Raw genomic sequence first — 16,483 nt, forward strand, 5'->3', positions numbered from 1 at the left:
CAGTTTGATTGACATAAACAACCACTTATATAATAGTAGAAGATATGAACTATAAAATCCAATCCAACCCATCAGGCACGAGATGTATCGAAGTTTCGGACGAACATCTGGCCAGTATTCAGAAATATGCTTTGTTGGAAAACCTGGTTGACAGCACTGGCATCATTGATGAAGATATACTGAATAAGCTAAAACTGAACGTCAGAGCCTTGTTAGAATCAGAAGCAAATCATGACAAAGCCCTGCTGGATCTTTGCCTTGACGTCATCTACCACGCCAACATGAAGGCATTTGGCCTCAACCAATTGGTGAAATTGTATGTAGACTGGACAAAGAAACAGACCGAAGATAAAGAATGTATCACGAGTCGTGAGGACTAAAATTAAGACAACACTCATTTGAAAGATTATCAACTTACTGATTTTCTTCCAACCACAAAGAAGGAATGCAAGTTAAGAGGTTGGGAAGAACTGGATGTCATCTTGTTTTCAGGAGATGCCTATGTAGACCATCCATCCTTTGGAGCTGCGGTCATAGGGCGTTCACTTGAAGCTGCGGGATACAAGGTTGCCATCGTTCCTCAGCCTGATTGGCATGGCGACTATCGCGACTTCAAGAAGCTGGGTAAGCCGAGGTTGTTCTTCGGTATCTCACCAGGTTGTATGGATTCGATGGTAAACAAATACACTGCCAACAAGAGATTGCGCAAGGAAGATGCCTACAGTCCTGACGGAAGACACGATTGTCGTCCTGAATATCCAACCATTGTTTATTCAAAGATTCTACGTCAACTATACCCTGACACACCCATTGTTTTGGGAGGCATTGAGGCTTCCATGAGACGTCTTACGCACTATGACTACTGGCAAGACGCACTTCGCAAATGTATTCTATGTGATTCGGGTGCCGACATGATTCTGTACGGCATGGGATCGAAGTCTGTTCTGTGCTTATGTCAAAGAATTGCAGCCGGTGAACCCATCCAACAGATTCACGATATCCCACAGACTGTGTATCTAACTCAAAAAGAAGAAATCGATGGTGGCATCAAAGACGATGATATCATCTTACATAGTCACGAGGAATGCTTGAGAGAAAAACGACTGCAAGCCGATAATTTCAGACATATAGAAGAGGAGTCCAATAAGATACACGCACAAAGATTAATTCAGGCTGTGGACAACAAATATGTGGTAGTCAATCCCCCTTTTCCAACTTTATCAACAGAAGAGGTCGATGCTTATTATGATTTGCCCTATACACGTGTACCACATCTCAAATATAAGGGTAAACGCATTCCTGCCTACGAGATGATAAAGTTCTCGGTAAACATACACCAAGGCTGTTTTGGCGGTTGCGCTTTCTGCACGATATCGGCTCATCAAGGGAAGTTTGTCACTTGCCGATCGAAAGAAAGCATCCTGAGAGAAGTAAAACAGGTGATTGACATGCCTGACTTTAAGGGTTATCTTTCTGATCTAGGAGGGCCGTCAGCTAACATGTATGGTATGGCAGGAAAGAACCATCTGGCTTGTGAACACTGCAAACGCCCATCTTGCATTCACCCAAAAATCTGCCCCAACCTCAACACCGACCACAGTAAACTACTAGATATCTATCGATCCGTCGATGCTATTCCCGGTATAAAAAAGAGTTTTGTCAGCAGTGGTGTTCGGTATGACTTGTTGTTGCACAAGAGCAAGGATGAAGCGACGAATGCCGCTGCACAAGAATATACGAAGGAACTGATTAAGAACCATGTGAGTGGTCGCTTGAAGGTAGCACCCGAACACACGTCAGATACTGTTTTGAACTTGATGCGCAAGCCTTCATTCAAGTTGTTCGAACAATTTAAAGTCATCTTTGACAAAATCAACAAAGAAGAAAATTTAAAGCAACAACTCATCCCCTATTTCATCAGCAGTCATCCTGGTTGTCAAGCACAAGATATGGCAAATCTCGCCATCATCACCAAAAAACTAAATTTTCAGCTTGAACAGGTGCAGGATTTCACCCCTACTCCCATGACTGTCAGCACAGAAACATGGTACACAGGATACGATCCTTACACGCTGGAACCAGTTTACTGTGCCAAAACACCAAATGAAAAACTTGCCCAACGACAATTCTTCTTTTGGTACAAACCAGAGGAAAGAAAGATTATTGAAAGGGAGTTGAGAAAGATAGGAAGACCAGAACTCATCGAACAGCTTTTCTCCCATGCACCGAAGCCGCAAAAAACATCTTCCAGAAAAGATGAAGCAAGCTCGCAAAGAACAAGCCATAAACGCCCAGTTTCATACAACCCAAACTTTTCGAACAAGCGAAAAAGGGAGAAAAACAAACGTCGAAATTAAATAGACGTACCCTACAAACCAAATAACGTCTATCACTGAAGGCGACATGAGGGTACATAAATGGTGAAAGAAAGTTTGTTTAGTCAAACGATAGCAACGTATTACAGTACTTAAACAAACTTTCCTTCACATTTCTTATTCACGCACTACTCTCACAAACCAGATAAGCGCGGGCTTTTCATCCCAAGATATGGTAAATAGCTTATCATCAATAAGCAATTTTCTGCTCACTCGTTGTAGGGCCATTTACCTCCAATTTTCCATCTTTAATGGTCACTTGATCCATGAAGACCACACGCTTTGATGGATCTGCTTGCATGCGTGCATGATATACGGTGTACATTTTGCCATCCGGCATGGTGATGAGCATGTTGTGACCCGTACCCATCACGGTACCACCCTTTGACACATTTTCTTGCAAAACAGGATTATTCTCCGCCTTCTTGAACGGTCCCAAAGGATTTTTAGCTGTCGCATACCCAACCGCATAGTGTGCTCCTTCAAACGAATTTGCAGAATACATCATATAATACAAGCCGTCATGCTTGAAGATATACGACCCTTCCGTCCAACGTCGATTTACTTCTCCAGACATTACCGATCTACTCTCCCATTCCGATTGTTGGTCATCAAGCTTAGTAGGAGGAGCCAACAGCAACTTTGGTTCGCCAATCACACCCGTAAAATCAGGCTTTAACTCTACACCATACACCCAACTTTCTTCTACCTCATCAAACTTTCCCTCTTTTTTGGCCTTGTCAGCAATCTCGCTTTCTACAGGATGTTTGTAGCAACAACGCGAATAATACAGGTAGCACTTGTTGTTTTCATCATCAAAATAAACATTAGCATCGATGATTGGGTATGGAGGATTAAAGATATGACGGTTTATCAAATCTCGAAAAGGACCCGCAGGTGAATCAGATACAGCGACGCCTATCTTGAAAATCTCCAATTCATTCGTTGGATTTTCCTTGGCATTAGCGCTGTAAAACAGATAGTATTTCCCGTTTCGTTCATACACTTCAGGCGCCCAGAAGCAGTCTTTGTTCCACTGTTCGGCTCTCCCACCTATATAAATTTGACCACACGAATCCCATGTCTGCAAATCTTTAGAAACGAACGCTTCGAAGCCATTCGCGAGAGAAGTGCCATACATATAATATTTTCCATCGCTTGCATGCAACAAGAATGGGTCGCCAAAATTCAGAGGCAAAGGATTTTTAATAATGCTGGTATGCTGCTTTGAACAGCCTACAAAAACAAACAACACACATAGTAATGCGATGATTACGCCTGATTGTTTCTTCATAAACAGTAATGATTAATATAAATTATTTAGATTTCTTCTTTAATTTCAATGCCGGGATTTTAACTTTGTCACCTTCCTTCACTTCTTTCGTTTCATTCACAGCCTCCATGTAGCACTCCATGCCAGCCCCCAAGTAAGTTTTACTGATAGAACTCAAGGTCTGTCCTTTACGCACCGTGACGGTTTGTTCCACACCCGTTATGTCATAGGCGCCCGTTCTGATTCTCGGATCCGAATCATATTTTAAGGCCATTGTTTGGCTGTTCTGATGTGACTGGTCACGCTTCTCACTCTCAGATGCCACTTTAGCAGCTGCATTCTTCTCTTTTTTCTCATCTTGAACACGCTTGTCAGACAGCTCTGTTGACTGGTATCCACGATCTGCAGCAGACGTATTATCCTGTCCCTCACTGTCTACCTCTGCATTTTCGGAAGCCGATTCGCCTTGAACACCAGCCACGTTTTCCTTCACTTGCGCAGCTTGTTTGACAGCATGCAGCTCTGTCATCAAATGCTCTATTCGGTTATCACGAGCCGCAAACTGCTTACCGATATAATAAACGCCAAGACATGCCACTAACAGCAAAGCACATACGACACCAATCAGTATCTTTTGATTTCGCTGAGTTCGAGCCAAATTGGCACGCAACTGTTGATTTTTTTCATTCAACTCATTCAGTTCGGCTAACTCAAGTGATTCTTTTTCTTCGTTTTCCTTCATGGGTGATTGCGATATAATGTCTGTTGTTTCTGCGACATTTCCGTCATCCAAGACAGGCTGGTCATCAACCACAGGAGTTTCTTCAATGGGCGTAACCTCAATCACCTCTTGCTCACGCACGCCATCTTCAATGAGGTTGCCAGAGAGAGGCTCTGCATCGTCGTCATTCAACACCTCATCATTCACAGTAGATGCCGTTTCGTTGGACGGCTCAGGTGATGGATTTTCTTCATGATCGTCTTGCGTTTCAACTTCAACCTGTTTTTCTTCCGCAGGCAGAACGGTCTCCACAGGTGCGCTGCTGTCCGCGTTTTCTTGTTCCTCAAGCTGCTGATAACGTTCATCTATCTCTGAAAAATCGGCATCATCGCTCACCGTAACCGTTTCAAACTGCTCGAACGGACTGTTCACCTTATCCCTCAAGACTGGTTCGGGCGTAAAAGAAATTTTCTCTCTCCCTTCAATGATGATGCGTTCACCCGTGTTCACATCCACACTCTCACGGGCATTCACGGATGTTACCTTGAACGTTCCAAGTCCTTTAATCTTAACTTGTTTATCGGCTTTAAGCCCTGTTGTCAAAACGTCTACAAGCAAAGGGATGAAGAATTCGGCCTCACTTTTTGATAGCTGGTGCTGTTCTTCCAACACACTCGCCAAATCTGTGATTTTTATCATGAGTCGCCTCCTTTCTTCAACTGTTCTTTGACGGAAGGCATGGGTCTGAAACTAAGAACCAATTTGGGAGGAACCAACATCTTCTTGCCTGTTGAAGGATTCGTCAGGATGCGTTCCGTCCGCTTTTTCACTTCAAAAGTACCGAAAGAAGGGATAGCAATTGATTCGCCCTCACCAAGAATGTTTGTCATTTCTTCCACGAGCGTACGAACATAGTTTTGCGTCTGTTCTTGCGTATAGCCTGCACGTCGTGACAATTCTGCAATAAACTCTTTGTTATTCATGGAACTTGCTGTATATGTTTAGACAATCTCGCCGTACAAATCAAACTCTTCCGCATCAGTGATCTTCACTTGATAAAAAGAACCTATCTGCACGGACTTCTGTCCACCTTGTATTAATATTTCGGGATCGACCTCTGGGGAACAAAATTCCGAACGCCCGATAAAATAGTCATTCTCCTTCCTGTCAATGATTACTTTCATGGTTGAGCCTATCTTTGCGGCCTCTATCTCGGCACTGATTTCCTGCTGAACCGCCATCAACTCATCCAATCTTCGCCGCTTAACATCTTCAGGTACGTCGTCCGCATAGTGATTGGCACCGTAGGTTCCCTCCTCTTCCGAATACATAAAAGCACCCATGCGTTCAAATTGAGCCCATCGAACAAAGTTGAGCAACTGCTGAAAATCGTCCTCTGTTTCGCCGGGAAACCCAACCATCAACGTGGTGCGCAGATGAATGCCCGGCACCTTTTCCCGGATGGCGCGAATCAAATCCATGGTTTCCTGTTTGTTCACATGCCTGTGCATGCGCTCAAGTACCGAGTCGGAGATATGCTGCAGCGCGATATCAAGATACTTACAAACGTTTTGTTTCTCGTTCATCACGTCCAAAAGCTCAAGTGGAAACTGGTTTGGATAGGCATAATGCAGGCGTATCCACTCAACCCCTTCCATGTCAGCCATCTCACTAATCAAATCAGCGATGTGCCGTTTGCCATCAAGATCCACCCCATAATAAGTCAACTCTTGGGCGATGATTTGAAACTCTTTCACCCCATCAGCCACCAAGTTACGAACCTCTTGCAGAATTTTTTCTTTCGGTCGGCTGACATGCTTGCCGGTAATGAGGGGAATAGCACAATAGGCACAGTGGCGATCACAACCCTCCGCTATTTTGACGTAAGCATAATGAGCAGGCGTAGTGAGATGTCGCTGACCGTTGCAAGCCTTGATCTCAGCCTTTCCCAAATCGGACAACAGCTGCTTGTAATTGAACTTGCCATAGAATTTATCCACCTCTGGAATCTCTTGTTCAAGCTCATTCTTATAGCGTTCACTGAGACATCCCATGACAAAGAGTTTGTTCAAACGGCCTTCTTTCTTCGCTTCAACAAATTGAAGTATCGTATTGATACTCTCCTCTTTAGCTGCTTCAATAAAACCACATGTATTAATCACTGCAATCTCACCATCCGGTTGCTCACTGTCGTGCGTGCAGTCGTACCCATTCGCTTCAAACTGCTTCATCAGTGCCTCGCTGTCAACGAGATTCTTTGAGCAGCCCATCGTAATGATATCTATCTGATTCTTCTTCAAAGTTATCGACTTTCTGTTATGATTCATGCTGGAACAAACTATCTACAAACTCTCGTCTGTTGAACAACTGCAAATCGTCCATCTGTTCACCCAGTCCGATATATTTCACAGGTACCTTCAGTTGGTCGCTGATACCGATAACCACGCCCCCCTTCGCCGTTCCATCCAGTTTGGTAATGGCCAGTGAGGTAATCTGAGTAACGGCAGAGAACTGCTTTGCTTGCTCAAAAGCATTTTGTCCCGTGCTGCCATCCAAGACGAGCAGCACCTCGTCAGGAGCCTGAGGCAGCACTTTTTTCATCACATCCTTGATTTTCTTCAATTCGTTCATCAAGCCCACTTTGTTGTGCAAGCGTCCGGCTGTATCTATCAACACCACGTCGGCCCCATTGGCTTTCGCACTTTGCAGCGTGTCAAACGCCACAGAGGCTGGGTCGGCTCCCATCTGTTGACTCACTACAGTCACGCCTACCCTTTCGCCCCAAATCTTGATTTGGTCCACGGCAGCTGCGCGATAGGTGTCGGCAGCTCCCAGGAATACCTTCTTGCCTGATGCCTTAAACTGATAAGCCAGTTTGCCGATGGTTGTGGTTTTACCTACCCCATTGACACCAACGACCAAGATAACATACGGTTTATGGTCGGCCGGTAAGTCCCAATTCTCGTGATCCTCAGTGTTGTTTTCAGCCAATAAGGCCGCAATCTCATCGCGCAAGATGGAATTGAGTTCAGCGGTAGACACATATTTGTCGCGCGCCACCCTTTGTTCGATACGTTCAATGATTTTCAGGGTTGTGTCAACACCGACGTCCGATGTGACGAGCACCTCTTCCAAGTTGTCCAGCACCTCGTCATCTACCTTAGACTTGCCGGCAACCGCGCGTGACAACTTTGAGAACACACTCTGTTTGGTCTTCTCCAGACCCTGATCCAGCGTTTCTTTTTTCTTCTTATTGAACAGACCAAAAATACCCATATATTACTTTGTTGTTATTGAGTCACTCCAGAATGGAGTATAATTATTCTAAAATCACCTGCCGCAGCTTTTGCAAAGTTGGCGCGAGCCGAATGCAAAGCAAGTTTACTTGTTTTGGTGAGTCGACGCCCAACTTATGCAAAGTTGGTGCAAGCCGAATACAAAGCAAGTTTACTTGTCTTGGTGAGTCGACGCCCAACTTATGCAAAGTTGGCGCGAGCCGAATGCAAAGCAAGTTTACTTGTTTTGGTGAGGCGATGCCCAACTTATGCAAAGATAGCACATTTTTTTGACTCTTTCTTTATATCAAATAGATTTTCAACCAATTCTTTCATAATTGCACAACTCGTCATTGCAACAGCCCTACCAATTTGCTATAAGAGCAAGTTTGTAATTCCATGTTGTCAGTCTTCACTATCCAATAAATACCACAAATACGAATCACATAACAATCTATAAACCAATACATTATAAACTAATTGACTTTACCTGCCAAGAGCATGTGAATAAGGGCGCAAACTCTATGACTTTGTACATCAAAGTTAATGAGTTTGCATCTGTGTTACATGAATGTGCAAATGGATAGACTATTTTTGAAAAAAAATAGGAATATGACAACCAAAGTCGGCAGAATATGAGCCAACGGATTTATCGTAGTTGTCGGTGGACTTGCTTTTCATTCAAACGACAACTTGTGAAGCGCGTTCTTCAAACGTTCGGCCTCTGATTGACGAATGGCCAGCGTGATACTACAGGTGTTGTCAAAATTTTGTGAAACGATTCGAGGCTGCAGCTCTTTCACAATTCTCATCACCTGGTTCATCATGGGATAGGCAAATGTGTAGGTGATGGTTTCTTCTACCAGTTTTACTTCGATCTGTGATGCCTCAATGGCTGCCGCAGCAGCTGAGCGGTAGGCGGCAATGAGTCCACTGGTACCCAACTTGGTACCACCAAAATAGCGGATTACAACTATTAAGATGTCGGTTAACTCGAAAGAATTGATTTGTCCCAGTATCGGTTTTCCTGCCGTACTCGACGGCTCTCCGTCATCATTCGCCCTGAAGTTGACACGTTCAGCTCCCAGCATATACGCATAGCAGCAGTGTCGGGCGTCATAATATTTTTTCTTGTACGCCAGCAGGATTGATTTTATTTCGTCTTCTGACGTTACATGATGCGCAAAGGCGAGGAATTTACTCCTCTTCTCAGAGTAAAATCCCTCGCCTATTATTTGTGATATTGTCTTGTATTCGTCTGATATCATGACAGTTTGTGTATCACCAATCCACTACGAAGTTTAGGTTCAAACCATGTTGCTTTCGGAGGCATAATTTTTCCAGAGTCAGCAATGTCCATAATCTGCTGCATGGAAACAGGATAAAGAGCCAATGCCATCTTCATTTCTCCACTGTCTACTCGACGCTCAAGCTCTTCCAAGCCACGCAAGCCACCAACGAAATCAATACGTTTGTCTGAACGTAAATCCTTGATTCCGAGGAGTTCATCGAGTATTAATCGAGAAGAAATATCTACGTCCAACACACCAATTGGATCGTTGTCGTCGTAGGTTCCTGGTTTTGCTTTCAAGCTATACCATTTTCCGTCTAAATACAAAGAGAATTCATGCAACTGTTGTGGCTTGTAACTCTTCGTTCCTTCTTCGACGACGTCAAAGTTTTTCTCCAAAACTTTTAAGAACTCTTCTGATGTCATTCCGTTCAAATCCTTCACCACTCTATTATAGTCTAAAATGGTTAACTGAGATGCTGGAAAGCAAACAGCCATGAAATAGTTATATTCTTCATGACCTGTATGATTAGGATTGGCTTTCGATTTTTCGACACCAACCAATGCAGCAGCTGCAGAACGATGATGACCGTCAGCAATATACAAGGCTGGCATCTTCTTAAATTCTGCAGTAATCGTTTCAATATCCTTCGCATCGGAGATTACCCAGAACTGATGTCTGAAACCATCAATAGGAGCAATGAAATCGTATTCAGGCTTTTCAGAGGCATAACGCTTTATCAAAGCTGTAAGCGTTTGATTGTCGGGATAAGCAAAGAAAACAGGTTCTATATTGGCATCGCATACCCGTACGTGCTTCATTCTGTCTTCTTCTTTATCTCTTCGAGTCAGTTCATGCTTCTTAATAACTCCATTGAGATAGTCTTGACAATAAGCACCTACTACCAATCCATACTGTGTCTTACCATTCATGGTTTGGGCATAGATATAGTAGTTTTCGTGTTCGTCTTGCTTGAGCCAGCCTTTATCTTGGAACTTCTTAAAGTTCTTAGCTGCTTGCTCATAGACACGTGGGTCATATTCAGACGTTCCTGGCTCGAAATCGATTTCTGGTTTGATAATGTGATACAAACTCTTTTCATTATCTCCAGCTTCTTCTCTTGCCTCATCCGAATCCAAGACATCGTAAGGACGTGACTCAACCTCTTCAAATAAATCTTTTGGAGGTCGAACGCCTTTGAATGGTTTAATTGTTGCCATAGTGTTTACTTGTTAACTTGAAATTTCGTGCAACCGTCTTTGAAATAAGCATTGATTTGCTGTGCGGCAGCGATTCCTGCATTTGCATTGGCTTCTGCTGTTTGTGCGCCCATCTTCTTAGGAGTAGTAAAGTAACGACTCTCGAACTTTGCGAATTCTGCATCAGCGTCTGGCTTGATGTCTGTCACAAATTTAAGATCTTCACGCTCACCCATTAAACGCAACAATTCTGGCTCGTTGATAACTTCCTTGCGAGCAGTATTTACCAAAATGCCACCCTTCTTCATCAAATTAACAAGATCGTAACCAACACTTTGCTTTGTGTGTTCGTTGGCAGGAAGGTGTACACTGACAATATCACACTGCTTGAAAAGCTCTTCTTTGGTAGCTACAAACTGAACGCCATCTTCTTTTTTAGGATTCTCTGCATGCGAACGGCTGAAGCCATATACCTCCATACCAAAACCATTAGCGATGCGAGCTACATGACGACCAATGTTACCGAAAGCCAAGATACCTAATTTCTTACCTTTCAGCTCACAACCTGATTTTCCAGAGAAGCAGCTACGGCACATATAAATCAACAAGCCAAATACCAATTCAGCAACTGCATTAGAGTTCTGACCAGGAGTATTTTCTACCACAATACCTTTTTCTTTGGCATAAGCGGTATCAATAGAATCGTAACCAGCACCTGCACGAACAACAACTTTAAGCTTTGGAGCAGCATCAAGGATTTCTTTCGTTATTTTATCAGAACGAACAATCATCGCCTCTGCATCTTTAACAGCATCTTTGAGTTCATCGGTAGAAGTGTATTTTTCTAACAGTTTGACGCAATGATTCTGACTCTCCAACTCTTTTTTAATAGCCTCGACTGCTTTTGCATTAAAAGGTTTTTCTGTAGCAATAAGTACTTTCATTTGTTTAGAATATTGAATGGGTTAATTAAGTACGCAATCACATCAGGAGGTGATTACGCATAAATTGATAAACAAACAGGCTAAAATAAGGTTGTATCAAGCAAACTGGATAATTACGCTCACCTAATCACCTTATTTTAGCCTATTCGTAAATCATAACTAAAGTGTAGTTTGTGATTGATTAATGTTTGTCTTCGAATTCCTTCATGCAAGCGATCAGTGCTTTCACACCTTCAACACTCATAGCGTTGTAGCAACTTGCACGGAAACCTCCAACAGAACGGTGTCCCTTGATACCAACCATACCACGTTCGGTAGCGAACTCGAAGAATGGTTTTTCAAGATCTTGGTATTCTTCGTTCATGACAAAGCAGATATTCATCAATGAGCGATCTTCTTTAGCAACAGTTCCCTTGAACAGTTTGTTTCTGTCAATCTCAGCATATAACAAGTCTGCTCTTTGGTGAGCCAACTTATCCATAGCCTCTACACCGCCGTTCTTCTTAATCCAACGCAATGTTTCAAGAGCTGAATAGATAGGAACAACAGGAGGAGTGTTAAACATAGAACCCTTCTCGATGTGTGTGCGATAATCCAACATCGTAGGTATTTCACGTCCAGTCTTGCCCAGCATGTCTTCCTTAACGATAACGAATGTAACACCAGCCATAGCCAAGTTCTTCTGTGCGCCACCGTAGATGCATACATATTTAGAAACATCAATTGGGCGACTAAATATATCTGATGACATATCTGCAATGAGTGGCACCTTTACATCCAAGTCTTTACGTATCTCTGTACCGTAGATGGTGTTATTAGAAGTAATGTGGAAATAATCACAATCCTCAGGTACGCTCCATCCTTTAGGAATATAAGAATAGTTCCTGTCTGCAGAAGAAGCTACTTCTACTACTTCTCCGAAGAACTTTGCTTCTTTCAAAGCTTTCTTAGCCCATGTACCTGTGTTCAGATAGGCAGCTTTCTTCACAAAGAAATTGTTAGGAACCATGTGGAACTGCAGTGATGCACCACCACCTAAGAAGATAACTGCGTAGCCTTCTGGTATCTGCAACAACTCTTTAATCAAAGCTACAGCCTCGTCAACAACTGGCTGAAAGTCTTTTGAACGGTGACTAATCTCCATCAGAGAAAGTCCGCTACCATTAAAGTCAAGAATTTGTTTCGCTGTGTTTTCAATTACTTCACGAGGAAGGATTGACGGACCTGCATTAAAATTGTACTTTTTCATATTAATTGATTAGTTAGTAGAAATAAATGTTTGTCATATCTGCCGGCTAATTTACGACATTAGTCTGAAAGAAAAAAAATATTAATGCATTTTTTTTACGCAAAGCCTCTTTTTTTATGAAACTGGCTCTACCAAAGTTTTTATTCCCTTGATTTTTTCACCTTTGGACAACTGGAGAACTTGTTGCAACTTATTTCGAACCACGGCTACATATACATAATAGTCTTTAACATCGATACGTCCGATTTCTGTTGATTTCAAACCACATTTCTTGCACAAGAAGCCAACGACATCCATCTTACTGATCTTATTTTTCTTTCCTTTCCCGATATACAATGTAGCCATTTTGGGTTCCATGGGAACTGGCGGAAGTTGTTCAGGAAAGTCAAAATTCGTGATGTCAGCAGAGATAAATTCTGGAATGCTCTCGGTTGGTCCGATGATGAGAAAGCTTTTTCCTTTTTTGTCCCATCGGGCTGTTCTTCCTATTCGGTGTATGTAGCCATCTTCATGTTCAGGCAAATGATAATGAACGATATTACTGACATCGGGAATGTCAAGTCCACGAGAAGCCAAGTCGGTACTGACCAAGACGTTGACGGAACCATTAGAAAATTGATAGAGTGAATCTTCACGTCGTTTTTGGTCTAAACCGCCATGGAAGACCGCAGAGGAAAATTTATGAGCCTGCAAATATCCATGAATTCGTTCAGCACTATCTCGGTAATTGACAAAGACGATACTACTTTGATTGCCAAAAGTGAGCAAGAGCTTGGACAAGGTCTCTAATTTATCTTTCTCAGGACTGGATACAGCAAAGATTTGAATCTGCTTTGTGGCATTAACTTCATCCAAATAATCCAAACGCTGTAGACGGTTTACATTGACAAATTCTGGGATGGAGTCGGCATCTGTAGCCGATAAGAGTATCCGTTGCTTGACTACAGGCAGTTGGGACAACGCCTCTTTCATTTCATCCTGGAACCCCATTTCAAGACATTTGTCGAACTCGTCTATCACGACATATTGTGTGTTATCTGTGACAATGTTTCCTTTGCTAAGATGATCGTTGAGTCGTCCAGGTGTGGCAAATATGATTTGAGGTTGAATCTGTTTCAACTGTTTGTGCTCATCCATAGCTGGCCGACCGCCATAACAAGCGTAAGAACGTACGGGCGTAGTCAAAGCTTTCAAGATACTTGATGACTGAAGAGCCAACTCTCTGTTTGGCACGATGACCACGGCTTGCAAAGCATCGCGTGACACCTCTATTTTTTGTATTAACGGCAGTAAATAAGCCAATGTTTTACCTGATCCCGTAGGAGACAAGATGACAACATCTGCCTGCCCACCCAATATGAACCGAGATGCCTCTTGCTGCATAGGGCTTAATTCATCAATACCCAGTTTGCTTAAATTAATATTGACACTCATGGTCACCCCTTCTTTGCGTTTATAATTTTATCAATCTCATCAAACTCTTTACCCATATTCAGATTTAGGTAAATAGTATAGAGCGGGAGACTCCAGCGCTCTTTCATGTCAGGAGCCAGTTGTCTGTAGCGTTCGAGATAGGGCAAAGCCTTACGATAATCATTTAAAATCATTTGTCTATGCTGCTTTGATACCTGCAACTCTTTGTCCAAAATAACAGCTTGATTAAAATAGGCCAGCCCAGCATTTAAATAAGGTTCCATCATGCTATCGTTCTCTGCAATCAATCCGTCACATATTTCTATACATTCGTCATACTGTCCCGTATTCAGCAACACCGTACTCTTCGCAAACCGATAAATCTGATTGGTGCTGTCGACAGATAGAGCTTGATTGATGACGTGCAGTGCTTTGTCGAAGCGATGATTCTGCACATAATAGTCTACCAGCCGTGGAAAGAAGAACGGAAAGTCAGGATGTGATGAAAATCCTTCTTCCAATGTCTTTAAGTACAAGGTAGTATCGTTCATTTCCTTATACGTTTGCGCCAAATATTGTAGCATGTAAACGTAGTGAGTTGTATCTTTCAATGCCAAAGGAGTGTGCTTCAAGGTTGCTTGGTGGTTCTTGAGCTTGTATGCATTGTAGGCCGCCCAATAGGAAGCCACGGGTATCAACTTGTCACGTTTCATGTAGTCATACTTTTTGAACAAAGGATAATATGCGCAATTGATGTATGCGTCATACATATTATATGCTTCTTGATACTTATTTTTCAGCATGAAATAGGCACCACCATTGAAAAGGTTGGGTCTGATTTGGTTTAAGAACTGAGCATGTTCATCTCTATATTCTATTTTAATAACTCCTTTTTTGTTGGGTGTCGCATCAACAGAGTCAAACGCTTGCAAAACATCAAACATTTTCTTTCCCAATGAAAATAACTTGGCCGTATCGTACTTTTGCTTTAAATACAGCTTTTCATTTCCCTGTTCATACTGTTTTTTAACAGCCTCGAACAGTGTTATCCATATTTTCTTATTATTTCTGTTCGTGGAGTCTTTCAACAAATTACTCATGGAATTTTCTGCTTTTTCCAGATTACTACCATGTTTAATCCATTGTCTAGCCTGAGATATATCTTTTCTCTGTGCTTGTACTGAACAAACAACTATGATGAGTAAAAGGAAAATATGTATCAATCTTTTCATGTTAATCAACTATTATAAATTAATTAGTGCTTTTAAGAATCTCTTTAGTGAGATGATGTATTCAACAAAGGTGATGAATAATTTCTGAATATTGAACTCTAACTTCTGCAAATATACAGAAAAAGTTAATATCCGCTACACTTTTTACAATAAACTTAACATTATTTGCAAAGGGATAAATAAAGTTTTGCAATCATATAAAAACGTGGAGGATATACCTCACGATACATCCTCCACGTTAAGATTCTTAGTAGTACTATTATTTATTCAAATTCTCCATTTCTTTCGTTCTACTGTCTTCAGCACCGTAGAGCGAGTAATAGCACTGATATAGTGGATAGCTCCAGTTTGCACGACTCTTATCAGGATCAAGATCACGAGCTTTTTCCAGATAGCCAACTGATTCCGTATAAAGCTTCTTTTGCTCAGCAGCATTATTCAAAGCCTGCGCCTTTGAATTAATACAGAACCCAAGATAAGTATATACAAGTGCATCCTTGTCGTTCACTGCTACAGCTTTCTTATAGCCCTCAATAGCTTCATCCCACTGACCTGCATTCATTGCGATTTGAGCTTTCGTCGCTAAAGCACTGAAATTATTGGGATCTTCTTGCAGCTTAGAAGCAACTAATTTGTTCAACTCTTCTTTGTTGTTCATGCCGTTATATATGGCACTTAATGCACTGAACACTTGCTCGTTACCTTTTTCTTTTACATACAGCTCTTTCAAGCTTTCAATAGCTTTCAACGAGTCCGACTTTGAGGTGAGGCCTTGCGTGATGAGATACGACTTCAAGTTCAAAGCCTCCTTATGCACATCCTTTGCTGTATCCTGTAAGGCAACATCTGCATATTGGTTCGCCAAATCAACCTTCTTATCCTGAAAGGCATAGACAGCTGCTACACGCGCCACCTCTCCGAGATATTGATCATAAGCAGGTTTGTTGGCAACATCCTTAAACAAATTGGCTTGAGACGAAGATACATACAGACCAAAATTTTTCAAAGCTCCTTGCTGATCATTCTTTGTTCCAGCATCCTGTCCAGCATTAATCAACTGTGGGCGTAAGTTGTATAAACGATTTTGATTGGCCTTATGGAACTTTGGTTTTACCTTTCCTTTCGCATTGGGCATCATATCGTATTTGTCTGCTTCAATACCAGCATTTATTGCGTGGTAAAGTGCATCATAATACCCCACGGTATCATACTGTTGCTGTTCACCTTGCTTGAGCTGTTGACTAAGCATATTCTTATCAATGACAGCCTGCTCCTTGCTCACTTTTTGCATGGCAAGGTCTACTAACTTATTATAAGCTTTTGCTTTTTCTTCATTGTTTGCCAATTGTGACAAATTTGACTTGACCAAATTCTCTGCTTCAACAAATGTTTTAGCAGACATGATAGCCTTTAGCGCGTCACTGTCGCCGGCAAAAGACGTTGAGGCACCCAGTGCCATCAAAGCCATCAACATTAATTTTTTCATAATTTCATTATTTTTAAAGGTTTA

At 42.1% G+C, this 16,483-nt stretch carries 14 protein-coding genes; 2 read left to right on the forward strand and 12 right to left on the reverse strand.

Features of this window, described 5'->3' with window-relative positions; translation table 11 throughout:
* Positions 1–44: 44 nt before the first annotated feature.
* Both HMPREF1254_RS11075 and HMPREF1254_RS11080 read left to right on the forward strand, forming a co-directional pair.
* Complete coding sequence (locus HMPREF1254_RS11075; RefSeq protein WP_023058766.1) at positions 45–380, forward strand: hypothetical protein; 336 nt, start codon at positions 45–47, stop codon at positions 378–380.
* A gap of 18 nt (positions 381–398) precedes the next feature.
* On the forward strand, positions 399–2,357 hold the full coding sequence (locus tag HMPREF1254_RS11080; protein ID WP_023058804.1) for a YgiQ family radical SAM protein: 1,959 nt from the start codon (positions 399–401) through the stop codon (positions 2,355–2,357).
* 208 nt (positions 2,358–2,565) lie between these two features.
* Here the strand turns inward: HMPREF1254_RS11080 and HMPREF1254_RS11085 are convergent, their stop codons facing one another.
* From HMPREF1254_RS11085 to HMPREF1254_RS11140, 12 genes are all read right to left on the reverse strand, one after another.
* On the reverse strand, positions 2,566–3,669 hold the full coding sequence (locus tag HMPREF1254_RS11085; RefSeq protein WP_023058821.1) for a glycoside hydrolase family 43 protein: 1,104 nt from the start codon (positions 3,667–3,669) through the stop codon (positions 2,566–2,568).
* A gap of 22 nt (positions 3,670–3,691) precedes the next feature.
* Positions 3,692–5,068, reverse strand: coding sequence for an HU family DNA-binding protein (locus HMPREF1254_RS11090; RefSeq protein ID WP_023058757.1), 1,377 nt, complete (start codon positions 5,066–5,068; stop codon positions 3,692–3,694).
* Positions 5,065–5,352, reverse strand: a complete 288-nt coding sequence (locus HMPREF1254_RS11095) for an HU family DNA-binding protein (RefSeq protein WP_023058710.1) — start codon at positions 5,350–5,352, stop codon at positions 5,065–5,067. Before HMPREF1254_RS11095 ends, HMPREF1254_RS11090 begins: the two co-directional genes overlap by 4 nt.
* 18 nt (positions 5,353–5,370) lie before the next feature.
* Positions 5,371–6,669 (reverse strand): 30S ribosomal protein S12 methylthiotransferase RimO, encoded by a 1,299-nt coding sequence (gene rimO / locus HMPREF1254_RS11100; RefSeq protein WP_036878186.1) that lies wholly within the window; start codon positions 6,667–6,669, stop codon positions 5,371–5,373.
* A gap of 16 nt (positions 6,670–6,685) precedes the next feature.
* Entirely contained in the window at positions 6,686–7,645 is a 960-nt protein-coding gene (ftsY, locus tag HMPREF1254_RS11105) for a signal recognition particle-docking protein FtsY (RefSeq protein ID WP_023058764.1), read from the reverse strand.
* A 676-nt stretch (positions 7,646–8,321) separates the two neighbouring features.
* The gene (locus tag HMPREF1254_RS11110) at positions 8,322–8,912 is read right to left on the reverse strand and encodes an IMPACT family protein (protein WP_023058722.1); all 591 of its coding nucleotides are present in this window, start codon (positions 8,910–8,912) and stop codon (positions 8,322–8,324) included.
* Positions 8,909–10,156 carry a DUF1015 domain-containing protein gene (locus tag HMPREF1254_RS11115; protein ID WP_023058789.1) on the reverse strand — a complete coding sequence of 416 codons (1,248 nt, stop codon included), beginning with the start codon at positions 10,154–10,156 and terminating at the stop codon, positions 8,909–8,911. Before HMPREF1254_RS11115 ends, HMPREF1254_RS11110 begins: the two co-directional genes overlap by 4 nt.
* A 5-nt stretch (positions 10,157–10,161) precedes the next feature.
* Positions 10,162–11,079 carry an NAD(P)-dependent oxidoreductase gene (locus tag HMPREF1254_RS11120; RefSeq protein WP_023058717.1) on the reverse strand — a complete coding sequence of 306 codons (918 nt, stop codon included), beginning with the start codon at positions 11,077–11,079 and terminating at the stop codon, positions 10,162–10,164.
* 181 nt (positions 11,080–11,260) lie between these two features.
* On the reverse strand, positions 11,261–12,328 hold the full coding sequence (serC, locus tag HMPREF1254_RS11125) for a 3-phosphoserine/phosphohydroxythreonine transaminase (RefSeq protein WP_023058796.1): 1,068 nt from the start codon (positions 12,326–12,328) through the stop codon (positions 11,261–11,263).
* Positions 12,329–12,442: 114 nt separating this feature from the next.
* Positions 12,443–13,762 (reverse strand): DEAD/DEAH box helicase, encoded by a 1,320-nt coding sequence (locus HMPREF1254_RS11130; protein ID WP_036878155.1) that lies wholly within the window; start codon positions 13,760–13,762, stop codon positions 12,443–12,445.
* 2 nt (positions 13,763–13,764) lie between these two features.
* Positions 13,765–14,973: a tetratricopeptide repeat protein gene (locus HMPREF1254_RS11135; protein WP_036891244.1), complete on the reverse strand. Its 1,209-nt coding sequence runs from the start codon at positions 14,971–14,973 to the stop codon at positions 13,765–13,767.
* 259 nt (positions 14,974–15,232) lie between these two features.
* Positions 15,233–16,459 (reverse strand): tetratricopeptide repeat protein, encoded by a 1,227-nt coding sequence (locus HMPREF1254_RS11140; protein ID WP_023058778.1) that lies wholly within the window; start codon positions 16,457–16,459, stop codon positions 15,233–15,235.
* Positions 16,460–16,483 lie beyond the last annotated feature (24 nt).

Source organism: Prevotella sp. BV3P1, assembly GCF_000479005.1.
GTDB lineage: Bacteria > Bacteroidota > Bacteroidia > Bacteroidales > Bacteroidaceae > Prevotella.

What these genes read in the sequence shown, in the direction of transcription:
- HMPREF1254_RS11085 (WP_023058821.1), bottom strand. Translation starts at nt 3,669, where the DNA reads ATGAAGAAACAATCAGGCGTAATCATCGCATTACTATGTGTGTTGTTT.
- HMPREF1254_RS11130 (WP_036878155.1), bottom strand. Translation starts at nt 13,762, where the DNA reads ATGAGTGTCAATATTAATTTAAGCAAACTGGGTATTGATGAATTAAGC.
- HMPREF1254_RS11140 (WP_023058778.1), bottom strand. Translation starts at nt 16,459, where the DNA reads ATGAAAAAATTAATGTTGATGGCTTTGATGGCACTGGGTGCCTCAACG.
- HMPREF1254_RS11095 (WP_023058710.1), bottom strand. Translation starts at nt 5,352, where the DNA reads ATGAATAACAAAGAGTTTATTGCAGAATTGTCACGACGTGCAGGCTAT.
- HMPREF1254_RS11135 (WP_036891244.1), bottom strand. Translation starts at nt 14,973, where the DNA reads ATGAAAAGATTGATACATATTTTCCTTTTACTCATCATAGTTGTTTGT.
- HMPREF1254_RS11090 (WP_023058757.1), bottom strand. Translation starts at nt 5,068, where the DNA reads ATGATAAAAATCACAGATTTGGCGAGTGTGTTGGAAGAACAGCACCAG.
- HMPREF1254_RS11115 (WP_023058789.1), bottom strand. Translation starts at nt 10,156, where the DNA reads ATGGCAACAATTAAACCATTCAAAGGCGTTCGACCTCCAAAAGATTTA.
- HMPREF1254_RS11110 (WP_023058722.1), bottom strand. Translation starts at nt 8,912, where the DNA reads ATGATATCAGACGAATACAAGACAATATCACAAATAATAGGCGAGGGA.
- HMPREF1254_RS11075 (WP_023058766.1), top strand. Translation starts at nt 45, where the DNA reads ATGAACTATAAAATCCAATCCAACCCATCAGGCACGAGATGTATCGAA.
- ftsY (WP_023058764.1), bottom strand. Translation starts at nt 7,645, where the DNA reads ATGGGTATTTTTGGTCTGTTCAATAAGAAGAAAAAAGAAACGCTGGAT.
- serC (WP_023058796.1), bottom strand. Translation starts at nt 12,328, where the DNA reads ATGAAAAAGTACAATTTTAATGCAGGTCCGTCAATCCTTCCTCGTGAA.
- HMPREF1254_RS11120 (WP_023058717.1), bottom strand. Translation starts at nt 11,079, where the DNA reads ATGAAAGTACTTATTGCTACAGAAAAACCTTTTAATGCAAAAGCAGTC.